Origin of the sequence: Sphingomonas sp. MM-1 (assembly GCF_000347675.2) — a bacterium.
Classification (GTDB): Bacteria; Pseudomonadota; Alphaproteobacteria; order Sphingomonadales; family Sphingomonadaceae; genus Sphingomonas_E; species Sphingomonas_E fennica.
The window spans coordinates 2,170,468-2,193,457 of record NC_020561.1 but is presented as its reverse complement, the minus strand read 5'-3'; the positions used below and the strand labels follow the sequence as shown (position 1 = coordinate 2,193,457).

Here is a 22,990-nt window from a genome sequence, read left to right as displayed (position 1 = left end):
CCAGGAAGGCCGGGGGAGGAACGCCACGCACAGCCTGCCGATCCTGCTCCGCCTGTCCGGCCGGCCGGTGATCCTGACCGGCGCGGGCGATGCCGCCGCCGCAAAGAGGCGCCTGCTGGAGCGCGCGGGCGCCCGCATCGTCGGCGAGGGGGAAGAGGATGCGGGACGGGCGGCGATAGCGATCGTGGCCGATGGCGACGCGGCGGCCGTGGCGCGGCTGCGCGCGCGCGGTGTGCTGGTGAACGCCACCGACCGGCCGGACCTCTGCGATTTCACCCTGCCGGCGATCGTCGATCGCGATCCGGTGCTGGTGGCGATCGGCACGGGCGGCGCATCCGCCGGGCTCGCCAAGGCGCTCCGCCAGCGGCTGGAAGCGCTGCTGCCCGCCTCGCTCGGCCGGCTGGCCGATGAGCTGGCGGAAGCGCGCGAAAGCCTGCGGGCGCGCTGGCCCGAGGCCGGCGACCGGCGCCGCGCGATCGATGCCGCGCTCCAGCCGCAAGGCCCGCTCGATCCGCTGGCGGAAACGGCGGACGGCGCCGTCGCCGGCTGGCTTGCCGGCGCCGGGGAGAGCATATCGGCGGGCGGCCGCGTCCTGATCCGCCTGCGCTCGCCCGATCCCGACGACCTCACCCTGCGCGAGGCGCGGCTGCTCGGCCAGTGCGACAGGCTCTACCACCGTGCCGACGTGCCGGCCGCGATCCTCGACCGCGCCCGCGCCGACGCGCTCCGCATCGCCTGCGAAATTGCCCCGGCCGAGGACGGGCCGGGCCTTGCGATCGACCTGGGATGGGACCGATGAAGAGCTGGTGCTGGGCCACCGACGGCAATGGCGGCGCCGTTCCGCGCACGATCGACCGGGCCGGCGCCAGCGCGCCCGACCATGGCTTCGTCTGGTGCCACCTCGACGGCCGGCTCGCCGAGGAACGCGCCTGGCTGGACGCGGAAAGCAACCTGTCCCCCGGCGTGATCGCGGCGCTGACCGCGGTGGAGACCCGGCCCCGCGCCGAGGCGATCGGCGACGGCGCGCTCATCAACATGCGCGGGCTGGGATCGATTCCCGACGAGGATTCCGATCCGCTCGTCTCGATCCGGCTATGGGCCGAAAAGGGGCGGGTGATCTCGGTGGGCTTCCGCCCGCTGGCGGCGAGCGAGACGGTGCGCGACCAGATGCGCGCCGGCGCCATCCATGATCCGGGCGACCTGATCGCGGCGCTGGCGATGGCGATCACCGAGACGCTCGACCCGCAGGTGGCGGCGATGGGCGACAGCATCGATACGTGCGAGGCCGATCTCGATCCCGAGCGCATCTTCGCCATGCGGCGGATCATCGCCCGCACCCGATCCGACGCCATCCAGTATCGCCGCTTCGTCACCCCGCAGCGGCAGGCGCTGGAGCGGCTCGCGGTGCTGAAGGCGGACTGGCTGGAGGAGGAGGACCGGCTGCACCTGCGCGACGCGGCCGACCGCTTCGCCCGCATGGCCGAGGAGCTGGAGGCGGTGCGCGAGCGCGCGGCGCTGCTCCACGAACAGCTGACCGACCTGCGCGCCGAGCAGATCGACACGCGCACGCTGCTGATCTCCGTCGTGGCGCTGGTGTTCCTGCCGCTGACCTTCCTGACCGGCCTGCTCGGCATGAACGTGCGCGGCATCCCCTATGCGGAGGCGCCCTGGGCCTTCTGGGGCGTCGTCGGCGTCTGCGCCGCGATCGCCGGCCTGATCACGGCATATTTCCTGCGCGCCCACTGGTTCCGGGGATAGGGCGCCCGCGCGACCCGATCGCCGAAGGAAAACCAGCCTCCTCACACCGCGCAAAGCCGAGAGCATCGAATGCGGATCGGGAATTCGGCGGTGCGATGACAATCGAAGCCGCGGCAGAGGAAGCCCGCTTTTGCACGATCTCTTCGAGGACATGCCCGACCGGGCGGGTTGAGATGCCGGCGATCACCCGCGCCCGGCGTGCCCATCGACGCTCCAAAGAGCAGGCAGGCAACCGTCGACAGCGCCTTCCGCCATGCTATGCTGATGTCGGAGCCTGATTGTGGCGTATTCCGGGCCTGTCCGGGTGCGCGCTCAATCCCGTCTACCTCGGCAGACGGGGCCTTCCTGTCAGGCTCCACCGCGCCTTCACTGTGGCCGCGCGCTCCCTCGATCCCCTTTCGCCGCGGCGACCGGCCCATCCCGGCGGCTTGATCGCGCGGACCGGGAAACCGCCCCTCAGGCGGCAGCCAGCGCCTCGGCCGGCACCGTTTCCTCGATCCAGCCGCCGCCCAATACGCGATCGCCGGCATAGAGCACCGCCGCCTGACCGGGGGCGACGCCATATTCGGGGCTGTCGAACGTCACCATCCGCCCATCGAAGCGGGCGGGGGCGGGCCTGGCCATCGAGCGCACCTTGACCGTCATCGGACCGTCGAAGCCCTCGGCCAGCCAGTTCACCTCCTCGATCCGCGCGGCGCTGACCGCCAGCGCGCGGCGGGGGCCGGCGACGACGCGGCGCCGTTCGGCATCGAGGCGGACGACATAGAGCGGCTCGGCCTGGCCGCCAATCTCCAGCCCGCGCCGCTGGCCGACCGTATAATGGATCAGCCCGCGATGGCGGCCGATGACGCGGCCTTCGAGGTCGACGATATCGCCGCTTTCTTCCGCCTCCGGCCGGATCTTGCGGACGACGCCGGCATAATCGCCGTCGGGCACGAAGCAGATATCCTGGCTGTCGGGCTTGGCGGCGACGCCCAGGCCCAGCTCCGCCGCGATCTCCCGCACGCGGGGCTTGGGCAGGTCGCCCAGCGGAAAGCGCAGATAATCGAGCTGCGCGCGCGTGGTGGCGAACAGGAAATAGCTCTGGTCGCGGGCGGGATCGGCCGGGCGGTGTAGCTCCGGGCCGTTGGCGCCGATCACGCGCCGCACATAATGGCCCGTCGCCAGGCAATCGGCGCCGAGATCGCGGGCAATGCCGAACAGATCGGTGAACTTCACCCCCTGATTGCAGCGCACGCAGGGTATGGGGGTGCGCCCGGCCATATAATCGTCGGCGAAGCGATCGATCACGCCCTGGCGGAAGGCGCTTTCATAATCGAACACATAATGCGCAATGCCCAGCCTGTCGGCGACGGCGCGGGCGTCGCGGATATCCTGCCCCGCGCAGCAGCTGCCGGTGCGGCCGGTGGCGGCACCGTGATCGTAGAGCTGGAGGGTGACGCCGATCACCTCGGCGCCGCTCTTCGCCGCGAGCGCGGCCACGACCGAGCTGTCGACCCCGCCGGACATGGCGACGACGATCCGCGCGCCCTTGAGCGATGCGCCCGACTCGAAACCCGTAAGCTGGAAATCCACGTTCATGGCCGCCCACATAGGGTATCGGCGGCGCAAACAAAACCGCATCGCCTTTACCGGGCCTTCAGACATCCGCCCTAACATGCCCGCCAAACAGGGTCGAACGGCAGAAGGAGGGCAGCCGCCCGATGGATTTGAGCTTCTCCCTTCACGGGGCCGCGCTGCGCGCCATCGTGACGGGACGGACCAACATCCGCATCACCCACGCGCGGCTGATCGCGGGGCTCGCGGCCGCCCAGGCATCGACGCCGACGGCGCGTGTCGCCGCGCGCCTGCCCGCGCCCGCGCCCGTCGAGGCCGATCCCGTGGACATGCTGGTGACGCTGCTGGCCGCCGATCGCGGCTGGTCCGCCGCGCCCGATGCATTGGGCGGCAGTTTCAACCCGTTGGCCGCACGCCGGCGCGGCCCCGAAGAGGATGAGGTGTAAACCTTTGTAAAGATCGCCTTTACCGTCACGCGTTAGGCTTCGTTCAACGAGACGAAGCTATTAGGTGCTCCTGCAATCACTCAAGGCCGAAAACGGCCGAGTTCGAGGTTAAGTATGATCGAAAACCAGAAGATCCGCCCAGCCCAGGTTATCGGCCCGCTCGGCGAGCCGCTGACGCTGGAGACGCTGCCGCCGCCGAGCACGACCCGCTGGGTGGTGCGCCGGAAGGCGGAGGTCGTCGCGGCGGTGAATGGCGGTCTGCTGAGCGTCGACGAGGTGTGCGAGCGCTACGGCCTGACGGTGGAGGAATTCGCCGGCTGGCAGCGCGCGGTCGACCGGTCCGGCATGCCGGGCCTGCGGGTGACGCGCATCCAGCATTACAAGTCGCTGTACGAGCGCCAGCAGAAATATTGAGGGGCCGCGCGCCCGCTTTTCCATCCAATCCTTCGCCGCCGGCGGCCGGGGCCCCTCGCTCCGCCGGTTCCGAACCCGCCGGCCGCGATGCCGGCGGGTCTTTTTATGCCCGCGACGGGACATGGATCGGCTCCGTTCGACGCCTTCCAGGGAACCAAATTCGTTACCCAAGCGTATCAGCATGAGGAGCCGCACGCCCGGACGGCGCACTGCCCCCGCATCGCGTGCCGGCCAAGGAGGGCAAGATGAACTTCATTCTCTGGCTGATCATGGGTGGAATCATCGGCTGGCTCGCCAGCATCGTGATGCGGACGGATGCCCAGCAGGGCATTTTCCTGAACATCATCGTCGGCATCGTCGGCGCATTCATCGGCGGGCTGATCTTCACCGGCGGTTCGATCAACAATGCGGGCCTGTCGCTCTATTCGTTCCTGGTGTCACTCTTAGGCGCGATCGTGCTGCTGGCGATCGTCAACCTGGTGCGGCGCGGCAGCGTCCGCTGACCCTTCCGATGCGGAAAGGGCCACGCCGGCTTTCGCCGGCGCGGCCCTCATCCGCCATTCGGGCAGGCCTTATTCCAGCTCGAAGCTGACGGCGACGCTGACGCTGAGCCTCTGCTCGCCCGCTTCCACCGCCGTGTCGGCGGCCTCGGCCTTCATCGCCGCCATCCGCACCATCGGCATGGGCGGCTGATAGCCCCCGCCCTGCTCGCTGATCGAGACGATCCGCTTCACCCGGAGCCCGGCCGCCTGGGCATAGAGGGCGGCGCGATCCCGCGCGGTGCGGATCGCGGCGGCGCGGGCCTCGTCCAGCGCGGCCTCCGGCTTGTCCACGGACAGGGCCGGGCCGCTGATCTGATTCGCGCCCTGCGCCACCAGCGTATCGAGGATCGCGCCCGACCGCTTCACGTCGCGGAAGCGGATGCTCACCTGGTTGGACGCCTGATAGCCGGTGATGACCGGCGGCTTGTTGTCGCCATAGCGATATTGCGGGCTGAGGTTGAGCGTGCTCGTCTGGATGTCGCGATCGGCCACGCCGGCCTTGCGCAGCGCCGCGACCACCGCCGCCATGCGTTCGGCATTTTCCGACATCGCCGCCCCCGCCGTGGGCGCCTGGGTGACGACGCCGGCGCTGATCGTGGCGATATCGGGAACGCGCGTCACCTCGCCTTCGGCCACCACGTCCAGCCGGGTGCCCTGGATCGTCGCCGTCGGCGCCGCCTGGGCATGGGCCGCGGCCGCGAGCCCCATCGTCCCGGCCGCCGCGACGCCCGCCATCGCCATCATCGCCTTCATGCCCGCCATATGCTGCTCCCTGGTCGGAACGCCGCCGGAACTGGCGGCCGTTTCGGCACGGCTTCTTCCACCGCGCCGCTGGCTGCCGGCTGAACGATGCCGACAGCCGGCTGAAAGATTTCAGGGGATTGCCGTCAACGGCTGCGGACGTGCATGATGATCCGGTAGAGGACCAGCAGCGCGATCGCCCCCAGCGTGGCCGCGCCGAACTGGCGCATCCAGCCATCGACGCCAAGCCCCAATATCACCGCGACATAGCCCGCCAGCAGCGCGCCGGCGATGCCGAGCAGGATCGTCACCACGAATCCGCCGGGATCGCGCCCCGGCATCAGCAGCTTGCCCAGCACGCCGGCCACCAGCCCGATCAGCAGCCACCCCATCACCCCATGATTCATTGTTCTGGTTCCCATATTCTGGTTTTCGGTGCGCCCGTTCCGGCATCTGGCCCCGCCGCGAAGCGCCTGACAAGCGAAAATCGGGCCGATCCGTACCTTCCTGTGCGCGAAAGACGTGGTAAGGAGCGGCAACGAAAATACCCGCTTGCGGTGGGCGCTTGAGGTGGGTGATATATTCAGATAATACAGCGGGCGGCGGATAGGCGTGGGGCCGTGTGCCGCAGGGTGGAAAGATGAAGGCGATGAACGTCGAACAGGGTTTCTGGCGCAAGCGGATGGAGACGATCGAATCCGTCGAGGGCGGCCAGGATGTGGGGAACGGCCGGCGGCGCAAGCTGCTGATTCTGGCGGGCATCGCGGTGGCGGTGCTGGCGCTGATCGCCTTCTTCGCCCTGCGCGGCGGCGAAGGACCGGCCGCCCAGGGGCCGTCCCTGCCCCGCGTCACCGTGGTCGCCCCCGGCCGCCAGAGCGTGACCAACCTCATCTCCGCCACCGGCAATCTGGCCGCGCGGCGCGAAATGCCCGTCGGCGTGGCGGGCGAGGGCGGCATCGTCACCCGCGTGCTCGTCGAACCGGGCGACTGGGTGAGCAAGGGCCAGGTGCTGGCGACGGTCGACCGGCAGGTGCAGGTCCAGCAATCGGCGCAGATGCATGCCCAGATCGCCGCGGCCGAGGCCGATGCCCGGCTGGCCCAGAACGAGCTGGAACGCGCCCAGAAGCTGGTGGCGCGCGGCTTCGTGAGCCAGGCCGATATCGAACGCAAGACGGCCACGCGCGACGCGGCCCTCGCCAAGGTGCGGCTGGCCAGCGCCCAATATAATGAGATGAACGCCCGGCTGGGCCGCCTGGACATCCGCGCGCCGGAGGCCGGCCTCGTCCTCGCCCGCGCGGTGGAACCCGGCCAGATCGTGAGCTCGGCCAGCACCGCGCTGTTCCGCATGGCCAAGGGCGGCGAGATGGAGATGCTGGCCCGCCTGGCCGAAAGCGATCTCGCGACGCTCGCGGTCGGCCAGACCGCATTGGTGACGCCGGTGGGCACCACCACCAGCTTCACCGGCCAGATCTGGCAGCTTTCGCCGGTGATCGATCCGCTGACCCGGCAGGGCACGGTGCGCATCGCGCTCCATTACGACAAGGCGCTGCGCCCCGGCGGCTTTGCCGCGGCGGAAATCACCAGCGGCCATGTCCAGGCGCCGCTGCTCCCCGAATCCGCCGTGCAGAGCGACGAGAAGGGCAATTTCGTCTATATCGTCGATGGCGAGAACAAGGTGGTGCGCCGCGACGTGAAGACGGGTGCCGTTTCCAATGCCGGGATCGCCATCCTTTCCGGGCTCACGGGCAACGAGCATGTCGTGCTTTCCGCCGGCGCCTTCCTGAATCCCGGCGACAAGGTGATTCCCGAACGCGCGAAGGCGCGGCCGTAACGGCCGGCGGTAAAAGGCGAAGATAAATGGACTTCCGCAATATATCCGCCTGGGCCATCCGCAATCCGGTGGCGCCGATCGTGCTGTTCATCGCGCTCACGCTGGCCGGCATGATCGCGTTCAGCCGGCTGGACGTGAACCAGAATCCCGACATCAGCTTCCCGGCCGCGCAGGTCGTCATCTCCCAGCCGGGCGCGGCCCCGACCGAGCTGGAAACGCAGGTGACGCAGCGCGTCGAGGCCGCGATCCGCGGCATCAACGGCGTCGACGAAATGTCCTCCTATGTGAGCGAGGGCAATTCGCGCACCTTCGTGCAGTTCCACATCGGCACGCCGGTGGACCGCGCCGTCAACGACGTGCGCGACGCGCTGGCCCGCATCCGTTCCGACCTGCCCGAAGGCATATTGGAGCCGCAGGTCGAGCGCGTCGACGTGGACGGCGGCCCGATCGCCTATGTCTCGGCCGAAGCGGTCGACATGACGCTCGAGGAACTGAGCTGGTTCGTCGATGATACCGTCGCCAAGCGGCTGCTGACCATTCCCGGAATGTCCGCGGTGCGGCGCGGCGGCGGCGTGAGCCGCGAGATCCGCGTGATCCTCGATCCGGTCAAGCTGCAGGCGCAGGGCCTTACCGCCGCGCAGGTCAACGCCCAGCTCCGCCAGACCAACGTGAACGCGGCCGGCGGCCGGGCGGAGATCGCCGGCGCCGAACAGTCCGTGCGCGTGCTGGGCAACGCCCGCAACGCCTACGAGCTGGGCCAGTCGCAGATCGCCGTCGGCGACGGCCGCTCGATCAAGCTCGCCGACATCGCCGACGTCCGCGATCTTTATGCCGAGCAGCGCTCGGTCGCGATGATGAACAACCGGCAGGTGCTGAGCTTCGCGCTGGAGAAGTCGAAGGGGGCATCCGACCTGGCCGTCTATGACGAAGCCAAGGCGATGCTGGCGAAGATCGAGAAGGAAAATCCCAAGATCAAGTTCACCGAGCTCTATACGAGCGTCGAATATACGCGCGAGCAATATACCTCCGCCATCCATGCGATGATCGAGGGCGCCGTGCTGGCGGTGATCGTGGTCTTCCTGTTCCTGCGCGACTGGCGCGCCACCGTGATCGCGGCGCTGGCCATCCCGCTTTCCGCCATCCCCACCTTCTGGTTCATGGACCTGATGGGCTTCACGCTCAACACGGTAAGCCTCCTCGCGCTCAGCCTGGTGGCGGGCGTGCTGGTGGACGACGCGATCGTGGAGATCGAGAATATCGTCCGCCACATGCGCATGGGCAAGACGGCCTATCAGGCCGCGATCGACGCCGCCGACGAGATCGGCCTCGCCGTGCTGGCGACGACGATGGCGATCGTCGCGGTGTTCCTGCCCGTGGGCGTGATGGGTGGCATATCCGGCCAGTTCTTCAAGCAGTTCGGCCTCACGGTCGTGGTGTCCGTGCTGCTCAGCCTCGCGGTCGCGCGCCTCATCACCCCGATGATCGCGGCCTATTTCCTCAAGGCCCATGGCGAGGAAAGCCATGGCGAGGGCTGGCTGATGGACGCCTATATGCGGGCGCTGCACTGGTCGATCACCAACCGCTGGAAGACGATGGGCATCGGCGCGCTTTCCTTCGTGGCGATGATCTTCACCTTCATGACGCTGCCGTTCACCAACCAGCCGACGATCAACACCGATTACAGCCAGGTGCAGATCCAGATGGTGCCGGGCGCGACGCTGGAGCAGACCAAGGCGGTCGCCCAGCACGTCACCGACATATTGAACGAGGCGCCCGAGGTGGCCGCCGCCTTCGCCGACGTGAATGTCGGTTCCGATACCAATGTCTTCATCACGCTCAAGAAGGATCGGAAACGCACCAGCGTGGAATTCGAGCGTGCGCTGGCGCCCAAGCTGCGCGACATACCCGACGCCCGTGTCAGCTTCCGTTCGCAATCGGGCGGGCTTGGCCGCGACATCACCGTGATGCTGGCGGGCAGCGATCCGGACAAGCTGAACGCGACCGCCAACAGGCTGGTCGCCGAGATGGCGCACCTGCCGCAGCTGCGCGCGCCGCGCGTCGATGGCGATCTGCAGCGGCCTGAAATCACGATCAAGCCGCGCCTTGATCTCGCCGCCAGCATGGGCGTGACGACCGCCGCGCTCAGCCAGACGATCCGCATCGCCACCCAGGGCGATATCGACCAGAATGTCGCGAAATTCTCGCTCAGCGATCGCCAGATTCCGATCCGGGTGGCGCTGAAGGAAGCATCGCGGCGCGATCTTTCGACGATCGAGAACCTGCCCGTGCCGACCGCCAACGGCGGATCGGTGCCGCTGAAGGTGGTGGCCGAGATCGGGTTCGGCGCGGGACCGTCGGAACTGCGGCGCTTCAACCAGAATCGCCGCATCGTCATCAGCGCCGATCTGGCGCCCGGCGCCGTGACCGCAGAGAATGAGATCAACGCGCTGCCGACGATGAAGAACCTGCCGCAGGGCGTGGAGCGCGTGTCCTTCGGCGACACCAAGATGATGGCCGAGCTGGTCAACAACTTCATCATCGCGGTGATCGCGGGCGTGTTCCTGGTCTTCGCGGTGCTGGTGCTGCTCTACAAGCGGATCATGCCGCCGCTGGTGAACATGGGGTCGCTGCTGCTGGCGCCGCTGGGCGGCGGCCTCGCCCTCCACCTCACCGGCAACCCCATCTCCATGCCGGTGCTGATCGGCCTGCTGATGCTGCTGGGCATCGTCGCCAAGAACTCGATCCTGCTCGTCGATTTCGCGCTGGAGGAGATGTACAAGGGCGTGCCCAAGTTCGAGGCGATCATGGACGCCGGCCACAAGCGCGCCCAGCCGATCGTGATGACGACGGTGGCGATGGTCGCCGGCATGCTGCCGGTGGCGCTGGCGATCTCCGGCGACGGCAGCTGGCGGGCGCCGATGGGCATCGTCGTGATCGGCGGCCTGATCCTTTCCACCTTGCTGACGCTGGTGATCGTGCCGGCCGCCTTCAGCCTGGCGATCGGCTTCGAAAGCCGGCTGGCGCCGAAGCTCAGCCGCTGGCTCACCAACAACGAGCCGCGCGAGGAAGGCCGGCCCGCGCCGCAGCCGGCCGAGTGACGGAAATGGGGGCGGCGCCCATGCTCCGCCCCCTCGCCCCGGCAGGAAAACACCGCCCCGCCTTGAACCTTCGGCCGTAACGGTCATTGTTACGGACATGGCATTGCTCGCGCGTATCGGACTCGACCGTTTCAACCCCGCCCAGGGGGGAACGCGCGGGATGCGGATCGTCGCCACCGGGCTGCTTGTCGCCATGGCCGCCACCTATGTGCTGGCGCGCAGCCAGGAAGCGCGGGGGATGCCGGCCTGGGGCTATGTCCGCGCCTTTGCCGAGGCGGCGATGGTCGGCGGGCTGGCCGACTGGTTCGCCGTCACCGCGCTGTTCCGCCACCCGCTGGGCCTGCCCATTCCCCACACCGCCATCATCCCCCGCAACAAGGACAGGATCGGCGGCGCGCTCGCCACCTTCCTGCGGGATAATTTCCTGATCCCCTCGGTGGTCGCGCGCCGGCTGCGGCGGGCGGACGTGGCGGCCGCGGCGGGCCGTTTCCTCGCCCAGCCGCCTTCGGGCGAAGGACGGCTGCGCGAAGGCGCGTCCAAACTGGCCGCATCCATCCTCGAATCGCTGGACGACCAGAGGCTGGGCGGCATGGTGAAGGGCGCCGTGGCCGCGCGGCTGAAGGCGCTCGATATCGCGCCGCTGCTAGGCCAGTCGCTGCGGGCCGCCATCGCCGAGGACCGCCATGTGCCGCTGCTCGACGGCATCATCTTGTGGGCCGCGCGGACGCTGGAAGCCAATGAAGCGATGATCCGCGACATGGTGCACAAGCGCGCCGGCGCGATCATGCGCTGGACGGGGCTGGATGAGCGGCTGGCCAACGCCATCGTCGACGGGCTCAACAAGCTGCTCGCCGAGATGGCGGAGGACCCAACCCATCCGCTTCGCGCCAAGGCGGAGGAGGGTCTCGCCACGCTGGCGCTCGACCTCCAGCATGATCCGGCGATGCAGGCGAAGGTGGCCGCGTTCAAGGCGGAGATCATCGCCAATCCGGCGGTGGCGGCCTGGATCGACGGCCTGTGGCGGCAGGCGCGCGAGGCGCTGCTCAACGCCGCGCGCGATCCCCACGCGGCGATGGCCGGCCGCCTGGGCGAGGCGCTGCGCCAATTGGGCGAGACGCTGCAACAGGATGAACGGTTGCGCCGCACCATCAACCAGTTCGCCCGCCGCGCCACGGTGGGCGCGGTGGCCGCCTATGGCGATTCGATCGTCCGGCTGGTTTCGGATACGATCCGCGGCTGGGATGCACGGACGGTGACCGACCGGCTGGAAGCCGCCGTCGGCCGCGACCTTCAATATATCCGCATCAACGGCACGGTGGTGGGCGGCCTGGTCGGCGTGGCGATCCACGCCGCCAACGCCTGGCTGCCGGCGCTGCGCTGAGCCCACAAGCCTCTGGGAATCCTGTCCTTAAGCGAGGCGCGCCCGGTTCGGAATCTCCGATCCGGGCCGATGGTCCCACCGATCCAGCCAGCGCGCCACCGGAGTGCGCGCCAGCAGGTCGAGCCTGTCGGCACGGCGATCATAATCCCGCGCGGCATCGATCAGCACCTGCCGGCACGCCCCGGCCGGCAAGCTCCGCGCGACATCGCGACAGCGGTCGGCATGCGCGCGCAGTTCGGATGATGTCATCAATGCAGCCTCCGCCTCTGGACGATGCTGCAATGCGGCAAGGCGCGCGCCGGTTCCTTGCGAAAAACGCATCCGGCCCGCCGCCGCCATGAAGCGAGGCCGCGGCGCGGCGAAGTGTCGCGGTTGCCAAGATACGGCTAAAGCATAGTTATCCGGTTGGCCGCGAACGCGCGATCTTATTCAATATTATTCCTATGAACCGCCGCACATCCCCGTTTCGGCAGTTCCGCCGCACGCACCGCCCCCCCTATTGGTCCGGATATTATCGCGCTCCCGCCGCCATTCCCGCACGGTCTTGCAGGTCTTATAGGATGCGACGAGCGAGCCGATCTTCTGGAAGCGCTTGCAGACGATTCGATCCTCGTTGTCCGCCGTCCGTTCGGGTGCGTCGGGATTGTCCTGTGGCGCCGGCGTGGTTTGCGCCTGCACCTGCACCGTCCCCGCCAACAACATCGCCCCAAGTAAAAGCTTAAGCCTCATTACCAACCCCCAAGTTGAACGCCGTCTGCTGGCATGATTCGCGTGTCGCGTAAATATGCTACCGCAAGGCCGCCCGATGCTATGTATTTCCCCGCATCGCTGCGCTAAAGCGCGGGCCATGACTGCGCCTGCCCCCAAGCCCTGGATCGATGCCATCGCGCCCTATGTGCCCGGCCGGTCCACCACCGATGACGGCCGCAAGGTCGCCAAGCTTTCCTCGAACGAGAATCCGCTCGGCACGGGCGAAGCGGCGCGGGCCGCCTTCGCCGCCGGGGCCGCGTCGCTCGATCGTTATCCCGATGCCGGCGCGGTCGCGCTGCGCGAGGCGATCGCCGCGCATTATGGCCTCGATCCCGCGCGCGTGATCCACGGCACCGGATCGGACGAGGTGCTCCACCTCGCCGCCGGCGCCTTCGCCGGCGTGGGCGACGAGGTGCTGTTCGTCCGCTACGGCTTTTCCGTCTATCCCATCGCCGCGCGCCGCGTGGGCGCGACGCCGGTGGAGGCGCCGGACACGGATTTCGCCACCGATGTCGATACGCTGCTGGCGCATGTCACCGATCGCACCCGCGTCGTCTTCATCGCCAATCCCAACAATCCGACGGGCACCTTCATCCCGAGCGCGGACCTGATGCGCCTGCATGCCGGCCTGCCTTCGGACTGCCTGTTCGTCGTCGACCAGGCCTATGCCGAATATCTCGATCCCGCCGATGACGACGGCGCCTTCGAGCTGGCGCAGACCGCATCCAACGTGCTGGTGACGCGCACCTTTTCCAAGATCTTCGGGCTGGCGGCGGAACGGATCGGCTGGGGTTACGGCCCGGCGCCGGTGATCCAGGCGATGCACAAGATCCGCGCGCCCTTCAACGTCACCACCGCCGGCCAGATGGCGGCGGTCGCGGCGCTGGAGGACAAGGCCTTCGTCGCCCACAGCCGCGCGCATAACGATCGCTGGCGCGCCTGGCTGGAGGGCGAGATCGCGAGCCTCGGCAATGCCGGCCTGCGCGCGGTGCCCTCCAAGGCCAATTTCATCCTCGTCCTGTTCGAAGGCGAGGTGACGGCGGAGCAGGCCTATAAGGCGCTGATGGATCACGGCTATATCGTCCGCTGGCTGCCCGGCCAGGGCCTGCCGCAGGCGCTGCGCATATCGATCGGGACCGAGGCGGAGACGCGCGGCCTGGCCGACGCGCTGCGCCGGATCGTCGGCGCGAGCGCGACCGAGGCGGCCTGATGCTGCCGTTCGCGCGGGTTTCGATCATCGGGCTGGGGCTGATCGGCTCCTCGATCGCCCGCGCGGTGCGCCAGCACATGCCGACGGTGCGGCTGACCGGCCATGATGCCGATCCCGGCGTCCGCGCGCGGGCGGTGGCGATCGACCTTGTCGACGATGTCGCCGATACGCCGGGCGCGGCCGTCACCGATGCCGATCTGGTGATCCTGTGCGTGCCGGTGGGCGCGATGGCGACGGTGGCGGCGGCGATCGCGGCGGACCTGCCGGCGGACGCGATCGTCAGCGACGTCGGATCGTCCAAGGCGGGCGTGGAGGCCGCGCTGCAGGCGGCCCTGCCCGGCGCCACCATCATCCCCGCCCATCCGGTGGCCGGCACCGAGAATAGCGGGCCGGACGCGGGCTTCGCCACGCTGTTCCACGGCCGCTGGTGCATCCTCACCCCGCCCGAAGGCGCGGGCGAGGCCGCCATCGTCCGGCTCACCGCCTTCTGGGAAGGGCTGGGCGCGAAGGTGGAGATCATGGACGCGCGGCACCATGACCTCGTGCTCGCCATCACCAGCCACCTGCCCCACCTGATCGCCTATACCATCGTCGGCACCGCTTCCGACCTGGAGGAGGTGACGCAGAGCGAGGTGATCAAATATTCGGCCGGCGGCTTCCGCGATTTCACCCGCATCGCCGCATCCGACCCGACGATGTGGCGCGACGTGTTCCTGGCCAACAAGGATGCGGTGCTGGAGATGCTCCAACGTTTCTCCGAGGACCTGACCGCGCTCCAGCGCGCGATCCGCTGGGGGGACGGCGACGCCTTGTTCGACCTGTTCACCCGCACCCGAGCGATCCGCCGTTCGATCATCGAGCAGGGGCAGGACGACGCCCGCCCCGATTTCGGCCGCAGCCACGAATAGGCCGGGCCGCACCGCCCCGAAAACGAGAAAGGCCCGCCCCTTGTCCGGGGGCGGGCCTTTTTCTTTGCCGGAGGCTTGTCCGGTCAGCTGTTGAACGGCCGCTCCACCTCGCCCGGCGAGGGCGGGGCATCGGCGTCCAGCTCCGGCACCTCGACGAGGCCCCGGCCGACATGGCTCTTGCGATAGCCATAGGCGAAGTAGAGGATGAGGCCGACGCCGCCCCAGATCGGCAGCACCATCTGCGCCTCGAACGGCAGGCTGAGATAGAGGCCGACGCAGCCGATCACCGTCGCCGGCGCGACGAACCAGAGCGCCGGCGTGCGGAACGGGCGGTGGCGGGCCGGATCGCGGCGGCGCAGCAGCACGACCGCGATCGCGACCGCGATGAAGGCGAAGAGCGTGCCGGCATTGGCGATGTCGGCGAGCTTGCCCACCGGCAGGAAGGCGGCCGCCAGGGTGACGCCGATGCCGGTGATCGCGGTGATGATATGTGGCGTCTTCCAGGTCGGGTGGACGGTGGACAGCCGTTCCGGCAGCAGGCCATCGCGCGACATCACGAAGAACATGCGCGTCTGGCCGTAGATCATGACCAGGATCACCGACGGCAGCGCCAGGAAGGCGGCGAGGCCGATCAGGTTGCCAACCTTGAAATAGCCGATCTCGCGCAGCACGTGCGCCAGCGCTTCCTTGGAGCAGCTGAGCGGCTCGCTGCCGATGCCGGCCAGCACCTGGCAGCGATCGGCCAGTTCCTTGGATCCCGGCGCCAGCCAGTCGCCCAGCGCGCTCATCACCGGCTGCGACCCCAGCGGCGATCCGATCGCGCCTGCCGCCACCAGCATGTAGAAGATGGTGCAGATCGCCAGCGATCCGATCAGGCCCAGCGGCACGTTGCGCTGCGGGTTCTTGGTCTCCTCCGCCGCGGTCGAGACCGCATCGAAGCCGACATAGGCGAAGAAGATCGAGGCCGCCGCGCCGATCACGCCGGCGCCGTTGCTGCCCGCCCAGCCCATCGGCGTGAAGGGTTCGAAATTCTCCATCCGCATCACCGGGATGGCGAGGACGATGAAGATGGTGAGCGCCGTCACCTTGATGGCGACGAGGACCGCATTCACCCGCGCGCTTTCGGTGGTGCCGCGGATCAGGAGCGCGGTGATCAGCATCGCGATCACCACCGCCGGCAGGTTGATGATGCCGCCCGCGAACGGGCCGCTGACCAGTTCCGGCGGCAGATCGATGCCGAACCAGCCCCGCATCTGCCCGACGAAATAGCCGGACCAGCCGACCGACACCGCCGATGCCGCGACCGCATATTCGAGGACGAGCGCCCAGCCCACCAGCCAGGCGAGCAATTCGCCCATCACCGCATAGGTATAGGTGTAGGCCGATCCCGAGACCGGCACCATCGACGCCAGTTCCGAATAGCAGAGCGCCGCCACCGCGCAGACCGCGCCGGCGATGACGAAGCTGATCATCATGCCCGGCCCGGCCTTCTGCGCCGCTTCCGACGTGAGGACGAAGATACCGGTGCCGATGATGGCGCCGACGCCGAGCAAGGTGAGCTGCAGCGCGCCCAGCGAGCGGTGCAGCGATTTTTTCTCTGCGGTTCGCAGAATGGCGTCGAGTGATTTGACGCGCCCGAATATCATGAGGTGCTTTCCCCGAAGCAGACGGGCTGCGGCAATGCGCGGCCGCGCCCGGAATGACGTTGGCGTGAGCCTAAAGGCTAATCTTCACCGCGCAACAGATTATATGTGGGCGAGCATCGGCCCCAGCGGCCGCCCGGCGAAGATATGGACGTGGAGGTGCGGCACCTCCTGATGGCTGTCGAGGCCGGTATTGGCGAGGAGGCGGTAGCCCGGCTCCACCAGCCCGGCCGCGCGCGCGACCTGGCCGACGGCGCGGACGAAGCCGGCGATCTCGGCATCGCTCGCCCTGGCGCTGAAATCGTCCCACGAGACATAGGCGCCCTTGGGGATCACCAATATGTGGGTCGGCGCCTGCGGATTGATATCGTGGAAAGCCAGAGCGAAATCATCCTCATAGACGCGCTTCGCCGGCAGCTCGCCCCGCAATATCCTGGCGAAGATATTGCCGTCGTCATAGGGTTGGGTGGCGTCGATCGGCATCTTTCCGTTCCTTGATTATCCTATTCCGCCGGCCGCGCCGCCTTTTCGGCGAGACCGGACAGGCCCTCGCGCCGATCGAGCTCGGCCAGCACGTCGGCCAGCGGCACGTCCATCTCCGCCAGCAGCACCGTGAGGTGGAACAGGAGGTCGGCGGATTCCTTGATCACCTCCGCGCGATCGCCGGCCATGGCCGCGATCACGGTCTCCACCGCCTCCTCCCCCAGTTTCTGGGCGATCTTGGGCCGCCCGCGCGTGAACAGGCGAGCGACATAGGAGGTCGCGGCATCGCCGCCCTTGCGGGCGCGGACGGTGGCTTCCAGGCGGGTGAGGGTATCGGCCATGTGCCTAACTGCCGCGTGCCCCCCGCCGCCGTCAATCACGCGCGGACGGGCAGGCCGGCGGCGCGCAGCGCGGCGCGGGCCTCGGCAATGGAATGCTGGCCGAAATGGAAGATCGAGGCGGCGAGCACGGCGCTGGCATGGCCTTCCACCACCCCGGCGACGAGATGGTCGAGCGCGCCGACGCCGCCGCTGGCGATCACCGGCACGCGCACCCTGTCCGCGATCGCGCGGGTGAGCGCCAGATCATAGCCGTCGCGCGTGCCGTCCCGGTCCATCGAGGTGACGAGCAGCTCGCCCGCGCCCAGTTCCGCCAGCCGCACGGCATGGGCAACGGCATCGATCCCGGTGGGCTTGCGGCCGCCATGGGTGAAGATCTCCCACCGGCCGGGCGCCACCGCGCGGGCATCCACCGCGCCCACCACGCATTGCGCGCCGAACCGCTCGGCCATTTCGGCGACGAGCTCCGGCCGGGCGACGGCGGCGGAATTCACCGCCACCTTGTCCGCGCCCGCCAGCAGCAGGGCGCGCGCATCATCGGCGCTGCGGACGCCGCCGCCCACCGTCAACGGCATGAAGCAGACGGCGGCGGTGCGCGCCACCACATCGAGGATGGTGCCGCGCCCTTCGTGCGTGGCGGTGATGTCGAGGAAGCAAAGCTCGTCCGCCCCGGCCGCGTCATAGACGCGCGCCTGCTCCACGGGATCGCCGGCATCGGCGAGGTCGACGAAGTTCACGCCCTTGACGACGCGGCCGCCGGCCACGTCGAGGCAGGGGATGATCCGGGTGCGGACCGTCATCCCCGCGCCACCGAAAGCGCCGCGCGCAGATCGAGCCGGCCGTCATAGAGGGCGCGGCCGGTGATGACGCCTTCGATCCCCTCGCTCGCATTGCGGGCCAGTTCCAATATGTCGCCGAGATCGGCGACGCCGCCCGAGGCGATCACCGGGATCCGCGTGTGCCGCGCCAGGCGGACCGTCGCATCGACATTGCAGCCCTTGAGCAGGCCGTCGCGGCCGACATCGGTGAAGAGCAGGGCCGCCACGCCGACATCGGCGAAGCGCTGGGCCAGCTCCACCACCGGCACGTCGGACACGTCCGCCCAGCCATGGGTGGCGACCATGCCGTCGCGCGCATCGACGCCGACGACGATGCGGCCGGGCAGATCGCGCGCGGCCTGCTTCACGAATTCGGGATCGTCGAGCGCCGCCGATCCGATCACCACCCGATCGACGCCGAGCCCCAGCCAGCGATCGACCGCCGCGCGATCGCGGATGCCGCCGCCCACCTGCACCTTGCCGGGGAAGCCGCGGATGATCGCTTCGACCGCATCGGCGTTCACCGCGCGGCCGGCAAAGGCGCCGTCCAGATCGACGACGTGGAGATGATCGGCACCCGCTTCCGCGAAGATCGCCGCCTGCGCCGCCGGATCGTCGCCATAGACGGTGGCGCGGGCCATATCGCCTTCGGCCAGGCGCACGACCTGCCCGTCCTTCAGATCGATGGCGGGAAAGACGATAAGGCTCATGCGGTTCGACCCATCTTCCTGTTATCCTGCACGATGCTGTCGCCCCGCTTGCCCGTTCACGGCCGCCAGCCGAGGAAGCGGGCGAGGAAGGCGAGGCCGTAGGCCTGGCTCTTTTCCGGGTGGAACTGCACGCCGACGATCGTGTCGCGCGCCACCGCCGCCGTCACCGGGCCGCCATGATCGGTGGTCGCCGCCAGATGCGCGGGATCGACGCCGTCGAAGGCGAAGCTGTGGAGATAATAGGCCTCGCCCACCTCGATCAGCGGGGCGATGCCGGTGGGCCGCACGTCGTTCCAGCCCATGTGCGGCACCTTGAGCGCCGGATCGGCGGGTTCCAGCGCGCGCACCGTGCCGCCGATCCAGCCGAGCCCGGCATGGCGGCCATGTTCCTCGCCCGCATCGGCCAGCAGCTGCATGCCCACGCACACGCCCAGGAAGGGCCGGCCGCGCACCCGCACCGCCTCCGCCATCGCATCGACCATGCCGGGAATCGCCGAAAGCGCGCCCATGCAGGCGGCAAAGGCGCCGACGCCGGGCAGCACGATGCGGTCGGCCGCCAGCACCATGGCGGGATCGGCGGTGACGTCCACCCGTTCCGCCCCGGCCGCCCGGAGCGCGTTTTCCACCGATCTCAGATTGCCCGCGCCATAATCGACGAGCGCGATGCGCTCAGCCGCCATGATCCCCGATCTCGTTCCCGCCGGTCCCCCCGAGCGTGCCCTTGGTCGAGGGCACCGCATCCGCCTTGCGCGGGTCGATCTCCACCGCGATGCGGAGCGCGCGGGCCAGCGCCTTGTAGGCGCTTTCGACGATATGATGATTGTTGCGGCCGTAGAGCGTCTCGACATGCAGCGTGATGCCGGCCGCCTGCGCGAAGCTGTGGAACCAGTGCTCGAACAGCTCCGAATCCATCTCGCCCAGCCGGGCCTGGGAAAATTCGGTGCGCCACACCAGATAGGGCCGGCCCGAAATGTCGATGGCGACGCGGGTCAGCGTCTCGTCCATCGGCGCATAGGCCGTGCCGTAACGGGTGATGCCCCGGCGATCGCCCAGGGCCCTGGTCAGCGCCTCGCCGATCGCGATCGCGCTGTCCTCCGCCGTATGATGCTGATCGATATGGAGATCGCCCTTCACCGCGACCTTGAGGTCGATCAGCGAGTGGCGGGAAAGCTGCTCGATCATATGATCGAGGAAGCCGATGCCGGTCGACACCTCATAGCTGCCGGTCCCGTCGAGATTCAGTTCGACGCGGATGTCGGTCTCGCTGGTCGTCCGCTGGATAGTGGCCGTGCGCATGGCCGTCGCTATAGCGTCGTCACCCGATCACGCAACGAGGCTATTGACCCTGAATGGCACAATGTCCACGAAGGCAGGCATGAGCGAGACACCGCCCGACAGCCTGATTCCCTATGACGAGATCGTGCAGGAGGCCCTGCGCGCCGTCGTCGGCCGCGTGCTCGGCGAAGTGCAGGCCAATGGCGGGCTGCCCGGCCAGCACCATTTCTACATCACCTTCAAGACGCATGCGCCCGGCGTGGACATTCCGCAGCACCTGACGGAACGCTTCCCGGACGAGATGACGATCGTCATCCAGCACCGTTTCTGGGACCTGAAGGTGCGCCCCGACGCGTTCGAGGTGGGCCTTTCGTTCAACCAGATGCCGGCCAAGCTGGTGATTCCTTTCGCGGCGGTGACGGGCTTCGTCGATCCGGCCGTGAATTTCGCCCTGCAGTTCCAGGCGCAGGACGACGACGAGCCGCAGGAAACCGCCGCCGCCGGCAACGACGCCCCGATCGCCGAGCCGATCGAGGACGGCTCCAACGTCGTCTCGGTGGATTTCACCCGCAAGAAATAAGCGGCGGCCGGCGGGCCTCCGTAGCGGTATCGGCCGTCGGCGCCCCGGAATTTTCCGGGCGGCGCTGGAATCCGGTGCCGTCACGCGCCATCTTCGCAGGCACGGCGGGGCCGTCCGCCGGCATACGGAGACGAGCATGTCCGCTACCCGCACCGAAACCGACAGCCTGGGCGCGATCGAGGTTCCCGCCGACGCCTATTGGGGCGCGCAGACCCAGCGTTCGATCGAGAATTTCCCCTTCGGCGCCACGGAGCGGATGCCGATCGGCATCGTCCATGCGCTCGCCATCGTGAAGCAGGCGGCAGCGCACGTTAACCGGGCGCGCGGGCTGGCGGGCGAGAAGGCGGATGCGATCGAGGCCGCCGCCGCCGAGGTCGCCGCCGGCAAGCTGGACGACCAGTTCCCCCTCGTCATCTGGCAGACGGGATCGGGCACCCAATCGAACATGAACGTGAACGAGGTGATCGCCGGCCGCGCCAACGAGCTGCTGACCGGCACGCGCGGCGGCAAGAGCCCCGTCCACCCCAATGACGACGTGAATCGCGGCCAATCCTCCAACGACAGCTTTCCCACCGCTTTGCATGTCGCCGCCGCGCTCGCCGCCGAGCGGCGACTGTTCCCGGCGATCGACCGGTTTTATGCCGCGCTGGAGGCCAAGGCGAAAGAATGGGCCGATATCGTCAAGATCGGCCGCACCCATTTGCAGGATGCGACGCCGCTCACTCTCGGCCAGGAATTTTCCGGCTATGCCCACCAGATCTATCGCGACCGCCGCCGGATCGAGCCGGCGGTGCGCCACGGCATGGCGCTGCTGGCGCAGGGCGGAACGGCGGTGGGCACCGGGCTCAACGCGCCAGCGGGCTTCGGCGAGGCGATCGCGGCCGAGATCGCGCGGCTGACCGGATTCGCCTTCGAGACCGCGCCCAACAAGTTCGAGGCGCTGGCTTCCAACGATCCGATCGTCCACTTATCCGGCACGCTTTCGACGCTGGCCGTGTCGCTCACCAAGATCGCCAACGATATCCGGCTATTGGGTTCTGGCCCACGCTCGGGACTGGGCGAGATCGACCTGCCGGCGAACGAGCCCGGCAGCTCGATCATGCCCGGCAAGGTCAACCCCACCCAGTGCGAGATGCTGACGATGGTGGCGGCGCAGGTGATCGGCAACCATCAGGCGATCACCGTCGGCGGGCTGCAGGGGCATCTGGAACTCAATGTCTTCAAGCCGATGATCGGCGCGAACGTGCTGCGGTCGATCGATCTGCTGGCGACCGGCATGGACAGCTTCGCCGGGCGCTGCGTCGAGGGGCTGGAGGCGAACCGCGCCCGCATCGCCGATCTGGTCGATCGGTCGCTGATGCTGGTGACGGCGCTCGCGCCCGAGATCGGCTATGACAATGCCGCCAGGATCGCCAAGCATGCCCATGCCAACGGCCTCACGCTGCGCGAGGCGGGGCTGGCGCTCGACCTGGTGGACGAGGCGACCTTCGACCGCGTGGTGCGGCCCGAAACCATGATCGGCTGATCGGGCGATCCCGCCCGTCCTTTCCCCGAAAGCGACGGGCTTTCGCGGGGCGGCCATGGGAGTGGCGCCCGCGATTGCGCGCGGGGGCCGCCGGGTCTAGCCCTTGGGCGATTAGGAGAGAGCATCATGGCCTACACCCTGCAGCAGCTTTCGGATTTCGAGGATATCCGCACCCTCAAATATCGCTACTTCCGTGGCATCGACACCGCCGACATCGGCCTGTTGAGCGACATGTTCACCGACGACATCTCGGTCGAATATCGCGGCGGCGGCTATAAGGTGAAGCTGCAGGGCCGGGAAAACATGCTGGAATTCCTAGCCAATTCCTTCAATTCCGATTGCGCGGCGATGCACCAGGGCCACCAGCCCGAAATCACGCTGACCGGCGAGGATACGGCCGAGGGGATCTGGTATCTCGAGGATATCTTCGTGAACCTCACCGATCGCACCCGCACCGAAGGCACGGCGATCTATCGCGACCAGTATCGCCGGGTGGACGGCACGTGGAAGCTCGCCCGCACCGAATATGATCGCGTGATCGAATTCGTCGACAAGCTGCCCGCCGATGTCGAGATCAAGTCCAACCTGCTGGCCCGCACCGGCCGCAAGCCGGCCGACCGCACCGATATCTCGCACATGATATCCTGGGCGGCCTGATCCCCCGCCTCGCCGCTTGACGGAACCGCAAGGGGCCTTCACGCGCTGTTCCGTCGCGTAAGGCGGAGGAATGGAATGATCGGCAAGTTGATTGGCGCGCTCGTCGGCGGGGAGATCGAACGGCGCGAGGGCGGCCGCGGCATCAAGGGCGCGGTGATCGGCGCGGCGGTGGCCGGCGGCCTGCGCCGGCTGGGTCCGATCGGCCTCGCCCTCGGCGCGGGCTATGTCGCGAAGAAGGCGTATGATCGGCACCGGGATCGCACGCGCATCTGAGAGGGCCGACGGCGTGTAGCGGCACCAGCCCGCTCCCCTACCCGGCCACCCA

Annotated in this window: 26 protein-coding genes; 14 read left to right on the top strand and 12 right to left on the bottom strand. The window is 68.5% G+C overall.

The features are described 5' to 3' along the window. The first annotated feature begins 67 nt into the window (after nt 1–67). Nucleotides 68–799 (top strand): precorrin-2 dehydrogenase/sirohydrochlorin ferrochelatase family protein, encoded by a 732-nt coding sequence (locus tag G432_RS10635; RefSeq protein WP_015458825.1) that lies wholly within the window; start codon nt 68–70, stop codon nt 797–799. Beyond that, on the top strand, nt 796–1,758 hold the full coding sequence (locus G432_RS10630; protein ID WP_015458824.1) for a zinc transporter ZntB: 963 nt from the start codon (nt 796–798) through the stop codon (nt 1,756–1,758). The genes G432_RS10635 and G432_RS10630 overlap by 4 nt, the downstream gene beginning before the upstream one ends. Before the next feature lie 456 nt (nt 1,759–2,214). Here G432_RS10630 and mnmA read toward each other — a convergent pair whose 3' ends face one another. Continuing rightward, the gene (mnmA, locus tag G432_RS10625; RefSeq protein ID WP_015458823.1) at nt 2,215–3,339 is read right to left on the bottom strand and encodes a tRNA 2-thiouridine(34) synthase MnmA; all 1,125 of its coding nucleotides are present in this window, start codon (nt 3,337–3,339) and stop codon (nt 2,215–2,217) included. A 122-nt stretch (nt 3,340–3,461) separates the two neighbouring features. Here mnmA and G432_RS10620 point away from each other — a divergent pair, with 122 nt between their 5' ends. The 3 genes from G432_RS10620 (at nt 3,462) to G432_RS10610 (ending at nt 4,678) form a co-directional block, all read left to right on the top strand. Next, nucleotides 3,462–3,761 (top strand): hypothetical protein, encoded by a 300-nt coding sequence (locus G432_RS10620; RefSeq protein WP_015458822.1) that lies wholly within the window; start codon nt 3,462–3,464, stop codon nt 3,759–3,761. A 114-nt stretch (nt 3,762–3,875) separates the two neighbouring features. Further along, a complete protein-coding gene (gene sciP, locus G432_RS10615) occupies nt 3,876–4,175 on the top strand; it encodes a CtrA inhibitor SciP (protein ID WP_015458821.1) in 300 nt (99 codons plus the stop codon). A 245-nt stretch (nt 4,176–4,420) separates the two neighbouring features. Continuing rightward, nucleotides 4,421–4,678: a GlsB/YeaQ/YmgE family stress response membrane protein gene (locus tag G432_RS10610; RefSeq protein WP_015458820.1), complete on the top strand. Its 258-nt coding sequence runs from the start codon at nt 4,421–4,423 to the stop codon at nt 4,676–4,678. A 69-nt stretch (nt 4,679–4,747) separates the two neighbouring features. On the opposite strand, the gene G432_RS10605 is transcribed toward G432_RS10610, so the two are convergent. Further along, a complete protein-coding gene (locus G432_RS10605) occupies nt 4,748–5,470 on the bottom strand; it encodes an SIMPL domain-containing protein (protein ID WP_041865329.1) in 723 nt (240 codons plus the stop codon). A 134-nt stretch (nt 5,471–5,604) separates the two neighbouring features. Next, nucleotides 5,605–5,865 (bottom strand): GlsB/YeaQ/YmgE family stress response membrane protein, encoded by a 261-nt coding sequence (locus G432_RS10600; RefSeq protein ID WP_015458818.1) that lies wholly within the window; start codon nt 5,863–5,865, stop codon nt 5,605–5,607. Nucleotides 5,866–6,140: 275 nt separating this feature from the next. On the opposite strand from G432_RS10600, the gene G432_RS10595 reads away from it, so the two are divergent. From G432_RS10595 to G432_RS10585, 3 genes are all read left to right on the top strand, one after another. Next, nucleotides 6,141–7,289, top strand: coding sequence for an efflux RND transporter periplasmic adaptor subunit (locus G432_RS10595; protein WP_041865328.1), 1,149 nt, complete (start codon nt 6,141–6,143; stop codon nt 7,287–7,289). Nucleotides 7,290–7,315: 26 nt separating this feature from the next. Continuing rightward, the gene (locus tag G432_RS10590; protein WP_015458816.1) at nt 7,316–10,387 is read left to right on the top strand and encodes an efflux RND transporter permease subunit; all 3,072 of its coding nucleotides are present in this window, start codon (nt 7,316–7,318) and stop codon (nt 10,385–10,387) included. Between the two features lie 97 nt (nt 10,388–10,484). Continuing rightward, nucleotides 10,485–11,768, top strand: a complete 1,284-nt coding sequence (locus tag G432_RS10585) for a DUF445 domain-containing protein (protein WP_015458815.1) — start codon at nt 10,485–10,487, stop codon at nt 11,766–11,768. 27 nt (nt 11,769–11,795) lie between these two features. Here the strand turns inward: G432_RS10585 and G432_RS10580 are convergent, their stop codons facing one another. Continuing rightward, the gene (locus G432_RS10580; RefSeq protein WP_041864879.1) at nt 11,796–12,017 is read right to left on the bottom strand and encodes a hypothetical protein; all 222 of its coding nucleotides are present in this window, start codon (nt 12,015–12,017) and stop codon (nt 11,796–11,798) included. A 192-nt stretch (nt 12,018–12,209) separates the two neighbouring features. Continuing rightward, nucleotides 12,210–12,497 (bottom strand): hypothetical protein, encoded by a 288-nt coding sequence (locus G432_RS10575; RefSeq protein WP_144062030.1) that lies wholly within the window; start codon nt 12,495–12,497, stop codon nt 12,210–12,212. Between the two features lie 118 nt (nt 12,498–12,615). Here G432_RS10575 and hisC point away from each other — a divergent pair, with 118 nt between their 5' ends. Further along, a complete protein-coding gene (hisC, locus tag G432_RS10570) occupies nt 12,616–13,728 on the top strand; it encodes a histidinol-phosphate transaminase (protein ID WP_015458812.1) in 1,113 nt (370 codons plus the stop codon). Further along, entirely contained in the window at nt 13,728–14,636 is a 909-nt protein-coding gene (locus G432_RS10565) for a prephenate/arogenate dehydrogenase family protein (protein ID WP_015458811.1), read from the top strand. The genes hisC and G432_RS10565 overlap by 1 nt, the downstream gene beginning before the upstream one ends. An 83-nt stretch (nt 14,637–14,719) precedes the next feature. On the opposite strand, the gene G432_RS10560 is transcribed toward G432_RS10565, so the two are convergent. From G432_RS10560 to hisB, 7 genes are all read right to left on the bottom strand, one after another. Beyond that, on the bottom strand, nt 14,720–16,282 hold the full coding sequence (locus G432_RS10560) for an amino acid permease (RefSeq protein ID WP_015458810.1): 1,563 nt from the start codon (nt 16,280–16,282) through the stop codon (nt 14,720–14,722). A 99-nt stretch (nt 16,283–16,381) separates the two neighbouring features. After that, a complete protein-coding gene (locus G432_RS10555; RefSeq protein ID WP_015458809.1) occupies nt 16,382–16,762 on the bottom strand; it encodes a histidine triad nucleotide-binding protein in 381 nt (126 codons plus the stop codon). Between the two features lie 20 nt (nt 16,763–16,782). Next, a complete protein-coding gene (locus G432_RS10550) occupies nt 16,783–17,103 on the bottom strand; it encodes a phosphoribosyl-ATP diphosphatase (protein ID WP_015458808.1) in 321 nt (106 codons plus the stop codon). A gap of 35 nt (nt 17,104–17,138) precedes the next feature. Then, the gene (hisF, locus tag G432_RS10545) at nt 17,139–17,900 is read right to left on the bottom strand and encodes an imidazole glycerol phosphate synthase subunit HisF (RefSeq protein ID WP_015458807.1); all 762 of its coding nucleotides are present in this window, start codon (nt 17,898–17,900) and stop codon (nt 17,139–17,141) included. Further along, nucleotides 17,897–18,628 (bottom strand): 1-(5-phosphoribosyl)-5-[(5-phosphoribosylamino)methylideneamino]imidazole-4-carboxamide isomerase, encoded by a 732-nt coding sequence (gene hisA / locus G432_RS10540; RefSeq protein WP_015458806.1) that lies wholly within the window; start codon nt 18,626–18,628, stop codon nt 17,897–17,899. The genes hisF and hisA overlap by 4 nt, the downstream gene beginning before the upstream one ends. 56 nt (nt 18,629–18,684) lie before the next feature. Beyond that, the gene (gene hisH / locus G432_RS10535) at nt 18,685–19,308 is read right to left on the bottom strand and encodes an imidazole glycerol phosphate synthase subunit HisH (RefSeq protein WP_015458805.1); all 624 of its coding nucleotides are present in this window, start codon (nt 19,306–19,308) and stop codon (nt 18,685–18,687) included. After that, on the bottom strand, nt 19,298–19,924 hold the full coding sequence (gene hisB / locus G432_RS10530; protein WP_015458804.1) for an imidazoleglycerol-phosphate dehydratase HisB: 627 nt from the start codon (nt 19,922–19,924) through the stop codon (nt 19,298–19,300). Before hisB ends, hisH begins: the two co-directional genes overlap by 11 nt. A 79-nt stretch (nt 19,925–20,003) precedes the next feature. On the opposite strand from hisB, the gene G432_RS10525 reads away from it, so the two are divergent. From G432_RS10525 to G432_RS10510, 4 genes are all read left to right on the top strand, one after another. Next, a complete protein-coding gene (locus tag G432_RS10525) occupies nt 20,004–20,483 on the top strand; it encodes an SspB family protein (RefSeq protein ID WP_015458803.1) in 480 nt (159 codons plus the stop codon). A 136-nt stretch (nt 20,484–20,619) separates the two neighbouring features. Beyond that, complete coding sequence (gene fumC, locus G432_RS10520; RefSeq protein WP_015458802.1) at nt 20,620–22,008, top strand: class II fumarate hydratase; 1,389 nt, start codon at nt 20,620–20,622, stop codon at nt 22,006–22,008. Between the two features lie 126 nt (nt 22,009–22,134). Further along, entirely contained in the window at nt 22,135–22,665 is a 531-nt protein-coding gene (locus G432_RS10515; RefSeq protein ID WP_015458801.1) for a nuclear transport factor 2 family protein, read from the top strand. 75 nt (nt 22,666–22,740) lie between these two features. Then, nucleotides 22,741–22,938: a hypothetical protein gene (locus G432_RS10510; RefSeq protein WP_015458800.1), complete on the top strand. Its 198-nt coding sequence runs from the start codon at nt 22,741–22,743 to the stop codon at nt 22,936–22,938. Nucleotides 22,939–22,990: the final 52 nt, after the last annotated feature.

Excerpts from the sequence above, each read along its gene's own strand:
- G432_RS10600 (WP_015458818.1), bottom strand. The coding sequence starts at position 5,865 with ATGAATCATGGGGTGATGGGGTGGCTGCTGATCGGGCTGGTGGCCGGC.
- sciP (WP_015458821.1), top strand. The coding sequence starts at position 3,876 with ATGATCGAAAACCAGAAGATCCGCCCAGCCCAGGTTATCGGCCCGCTC.
- hisH (WP_015458805.1), bottom strand. The coding sequence starts at position 19,308 with ATGGCGGCTGAGCGCATCGCGCTCGTCGATTATGGCGCGGGCAATCTG.
- hisF (WP_015458807.1), bottom strand. The coding sequence starts at position 17,900 with ATGACGGTCCGCACCCGGATCATCCCCTGCCTCGACGTGGCCGGCGGC.
- G432_RS10590 (WP_015458816.1), top strand. The coding sequence starts at position 7,316 with ATGGACTTCCGCAATATATCCGCCTGGGCCATCCGCAATCCGGTGGCG.
- G432_RS10510 (WP_015458800.1), top strand. The coding sequence starts at position 22,741 with ATGATCGGCAAGTTGATTGGCGCGCTCGTCGGCGGGGAGATCGAACGG.
- G432_RS10595 (WP_041865328.1), top strand. The coding sequence starts at position 6,141 with ATGGAGACGATCGAATCCGTCGAGGGCGGCCAGGATGTGGGGAACGGC.
- G432_RS10560 (WP_015458810.1), bottom strand. The coding sequence starts at position 16,282 with ATGATATTCGGGCGCGTCAAATCACTCGACGCCATTCTGCGAACCGCA.
- G432_RS10605 (WP_041865329.1), bottom strand. The coding sequence starts at position 5,470 with ATGAAGGCGATGATGGCGATGGCGGGCGTCGCGGCGGCCGGGACGATG.
- G432_RS10630 (WP_015458824.1), top strand. The coding sequence starts at position 796 with ATGAAGAGCTGGTGCTGGGCCACCGACGGCAATGGCGGCGCCGTTCCG.
- hisB (WP_015458804.1), bottom strand. The coding sequence starts at position 19,924 with ATGCGCACGGCCACTATCCAGCGGACGACCAGCGAGACCGACATCCGC.
- G432_RS10580 (WP_041864879.1), bottom strand. The coding sequence starts at position 12,017 with ATGACATCATCCGAACTGCGCGCGCATGCCGACCGCTGTCGCGATGTC.
- G432_RS10585 (WP_015458815.1), top strand. The coding sequence starts at position 10,485 with ATGGCATTGCTCGCGCGTATCGGACTCGACCGTTTCAACCCCGCCCAG.
- G432_RS10610 (WP_015458820.1), top strand. The coding sequence starts at position 4,421 with ATGAACTTCATTCTCTGGCTGATCATGGGTGGAATCATCGGCTGGCTC.
- G432_RS10550 (WP_015458808.1), bottom strand. The coding sequence starts at position 17,103 with ATGGCCGATACCCTCACCCGCCTGGAAGCCACCGTCCGCGCCCGCAAG.
- mnmA (WP_015458823.1), bottom strand. The coding sequence starts at position 3,339 with ATGAACGTGGATTTCCAGCTTACGGGTTTCGAGTCGGGCGCATCGCTC.
- G432_RS10515 (WP_015458801.1), top strand. The coding sequence starts at position 22,135 with ATGGCCTACACCCTGCAGCAGCTTTCGGATTTCGAGGATATCCGCACC.
- G432_RS10525 (WP_015458803.1), top strand. The coding sequence starts at position 20,004 with ATGAGCGAGACACCGCCCGACAGCCTGATTCCCTATGACGAGATCGTG.
- G432_RS10575 (WP_144062030.1), bottom strand. The coding sequence starts at position 12,497 with ATGAGGCTTAAGCTTTTACTTGGGGCGATGTTGTTGGCGGGGACGGTG.
- hisC (WP_015458812.1), top strand. The coding sequence starts at position 12,616 with ATGACTGCGCCTGCCCCCAAGCCCTGGATCGATGCCATCGCGCCCTAT.
- G432_RS10565 (WP_015458811.1), top strand. The coding sequence starts at position 13,728 with ATGCTGCCGTTCGCGCGGGTTTCGATCATCGGGCTGGGGCTGATCGGC.
- G432_RS10620 (WP_015458822.1), top strand. The coding sequence starts at position 3,462 with ATGGATTTGAGCTTCTCCCTTCACGGGGCCGCGCTGCGCGCCATCGTG.
- fumC (WP_015458802.1), top strand. The coding sequence starts at position 20,620 with ATGTCCGCTACCCGCACCGAAACCGACAGCCTGGGCGCGATCGAGGTT.
- hisA (WP_015458806.1), bottom strand. The coding sequence starts at position 18,628 with ATGAGCCTTATCGTCTTTCCCGCCATCGATCTGAAGGACGGGCAGGTC.
- G432_RS10555 (WP_015458809.1), bottom strand. The coding sequence starts at position 16,762 with ATGCCGATCGACGCCACCCAACCCTATGACGACGGCAATATCTTCGCC.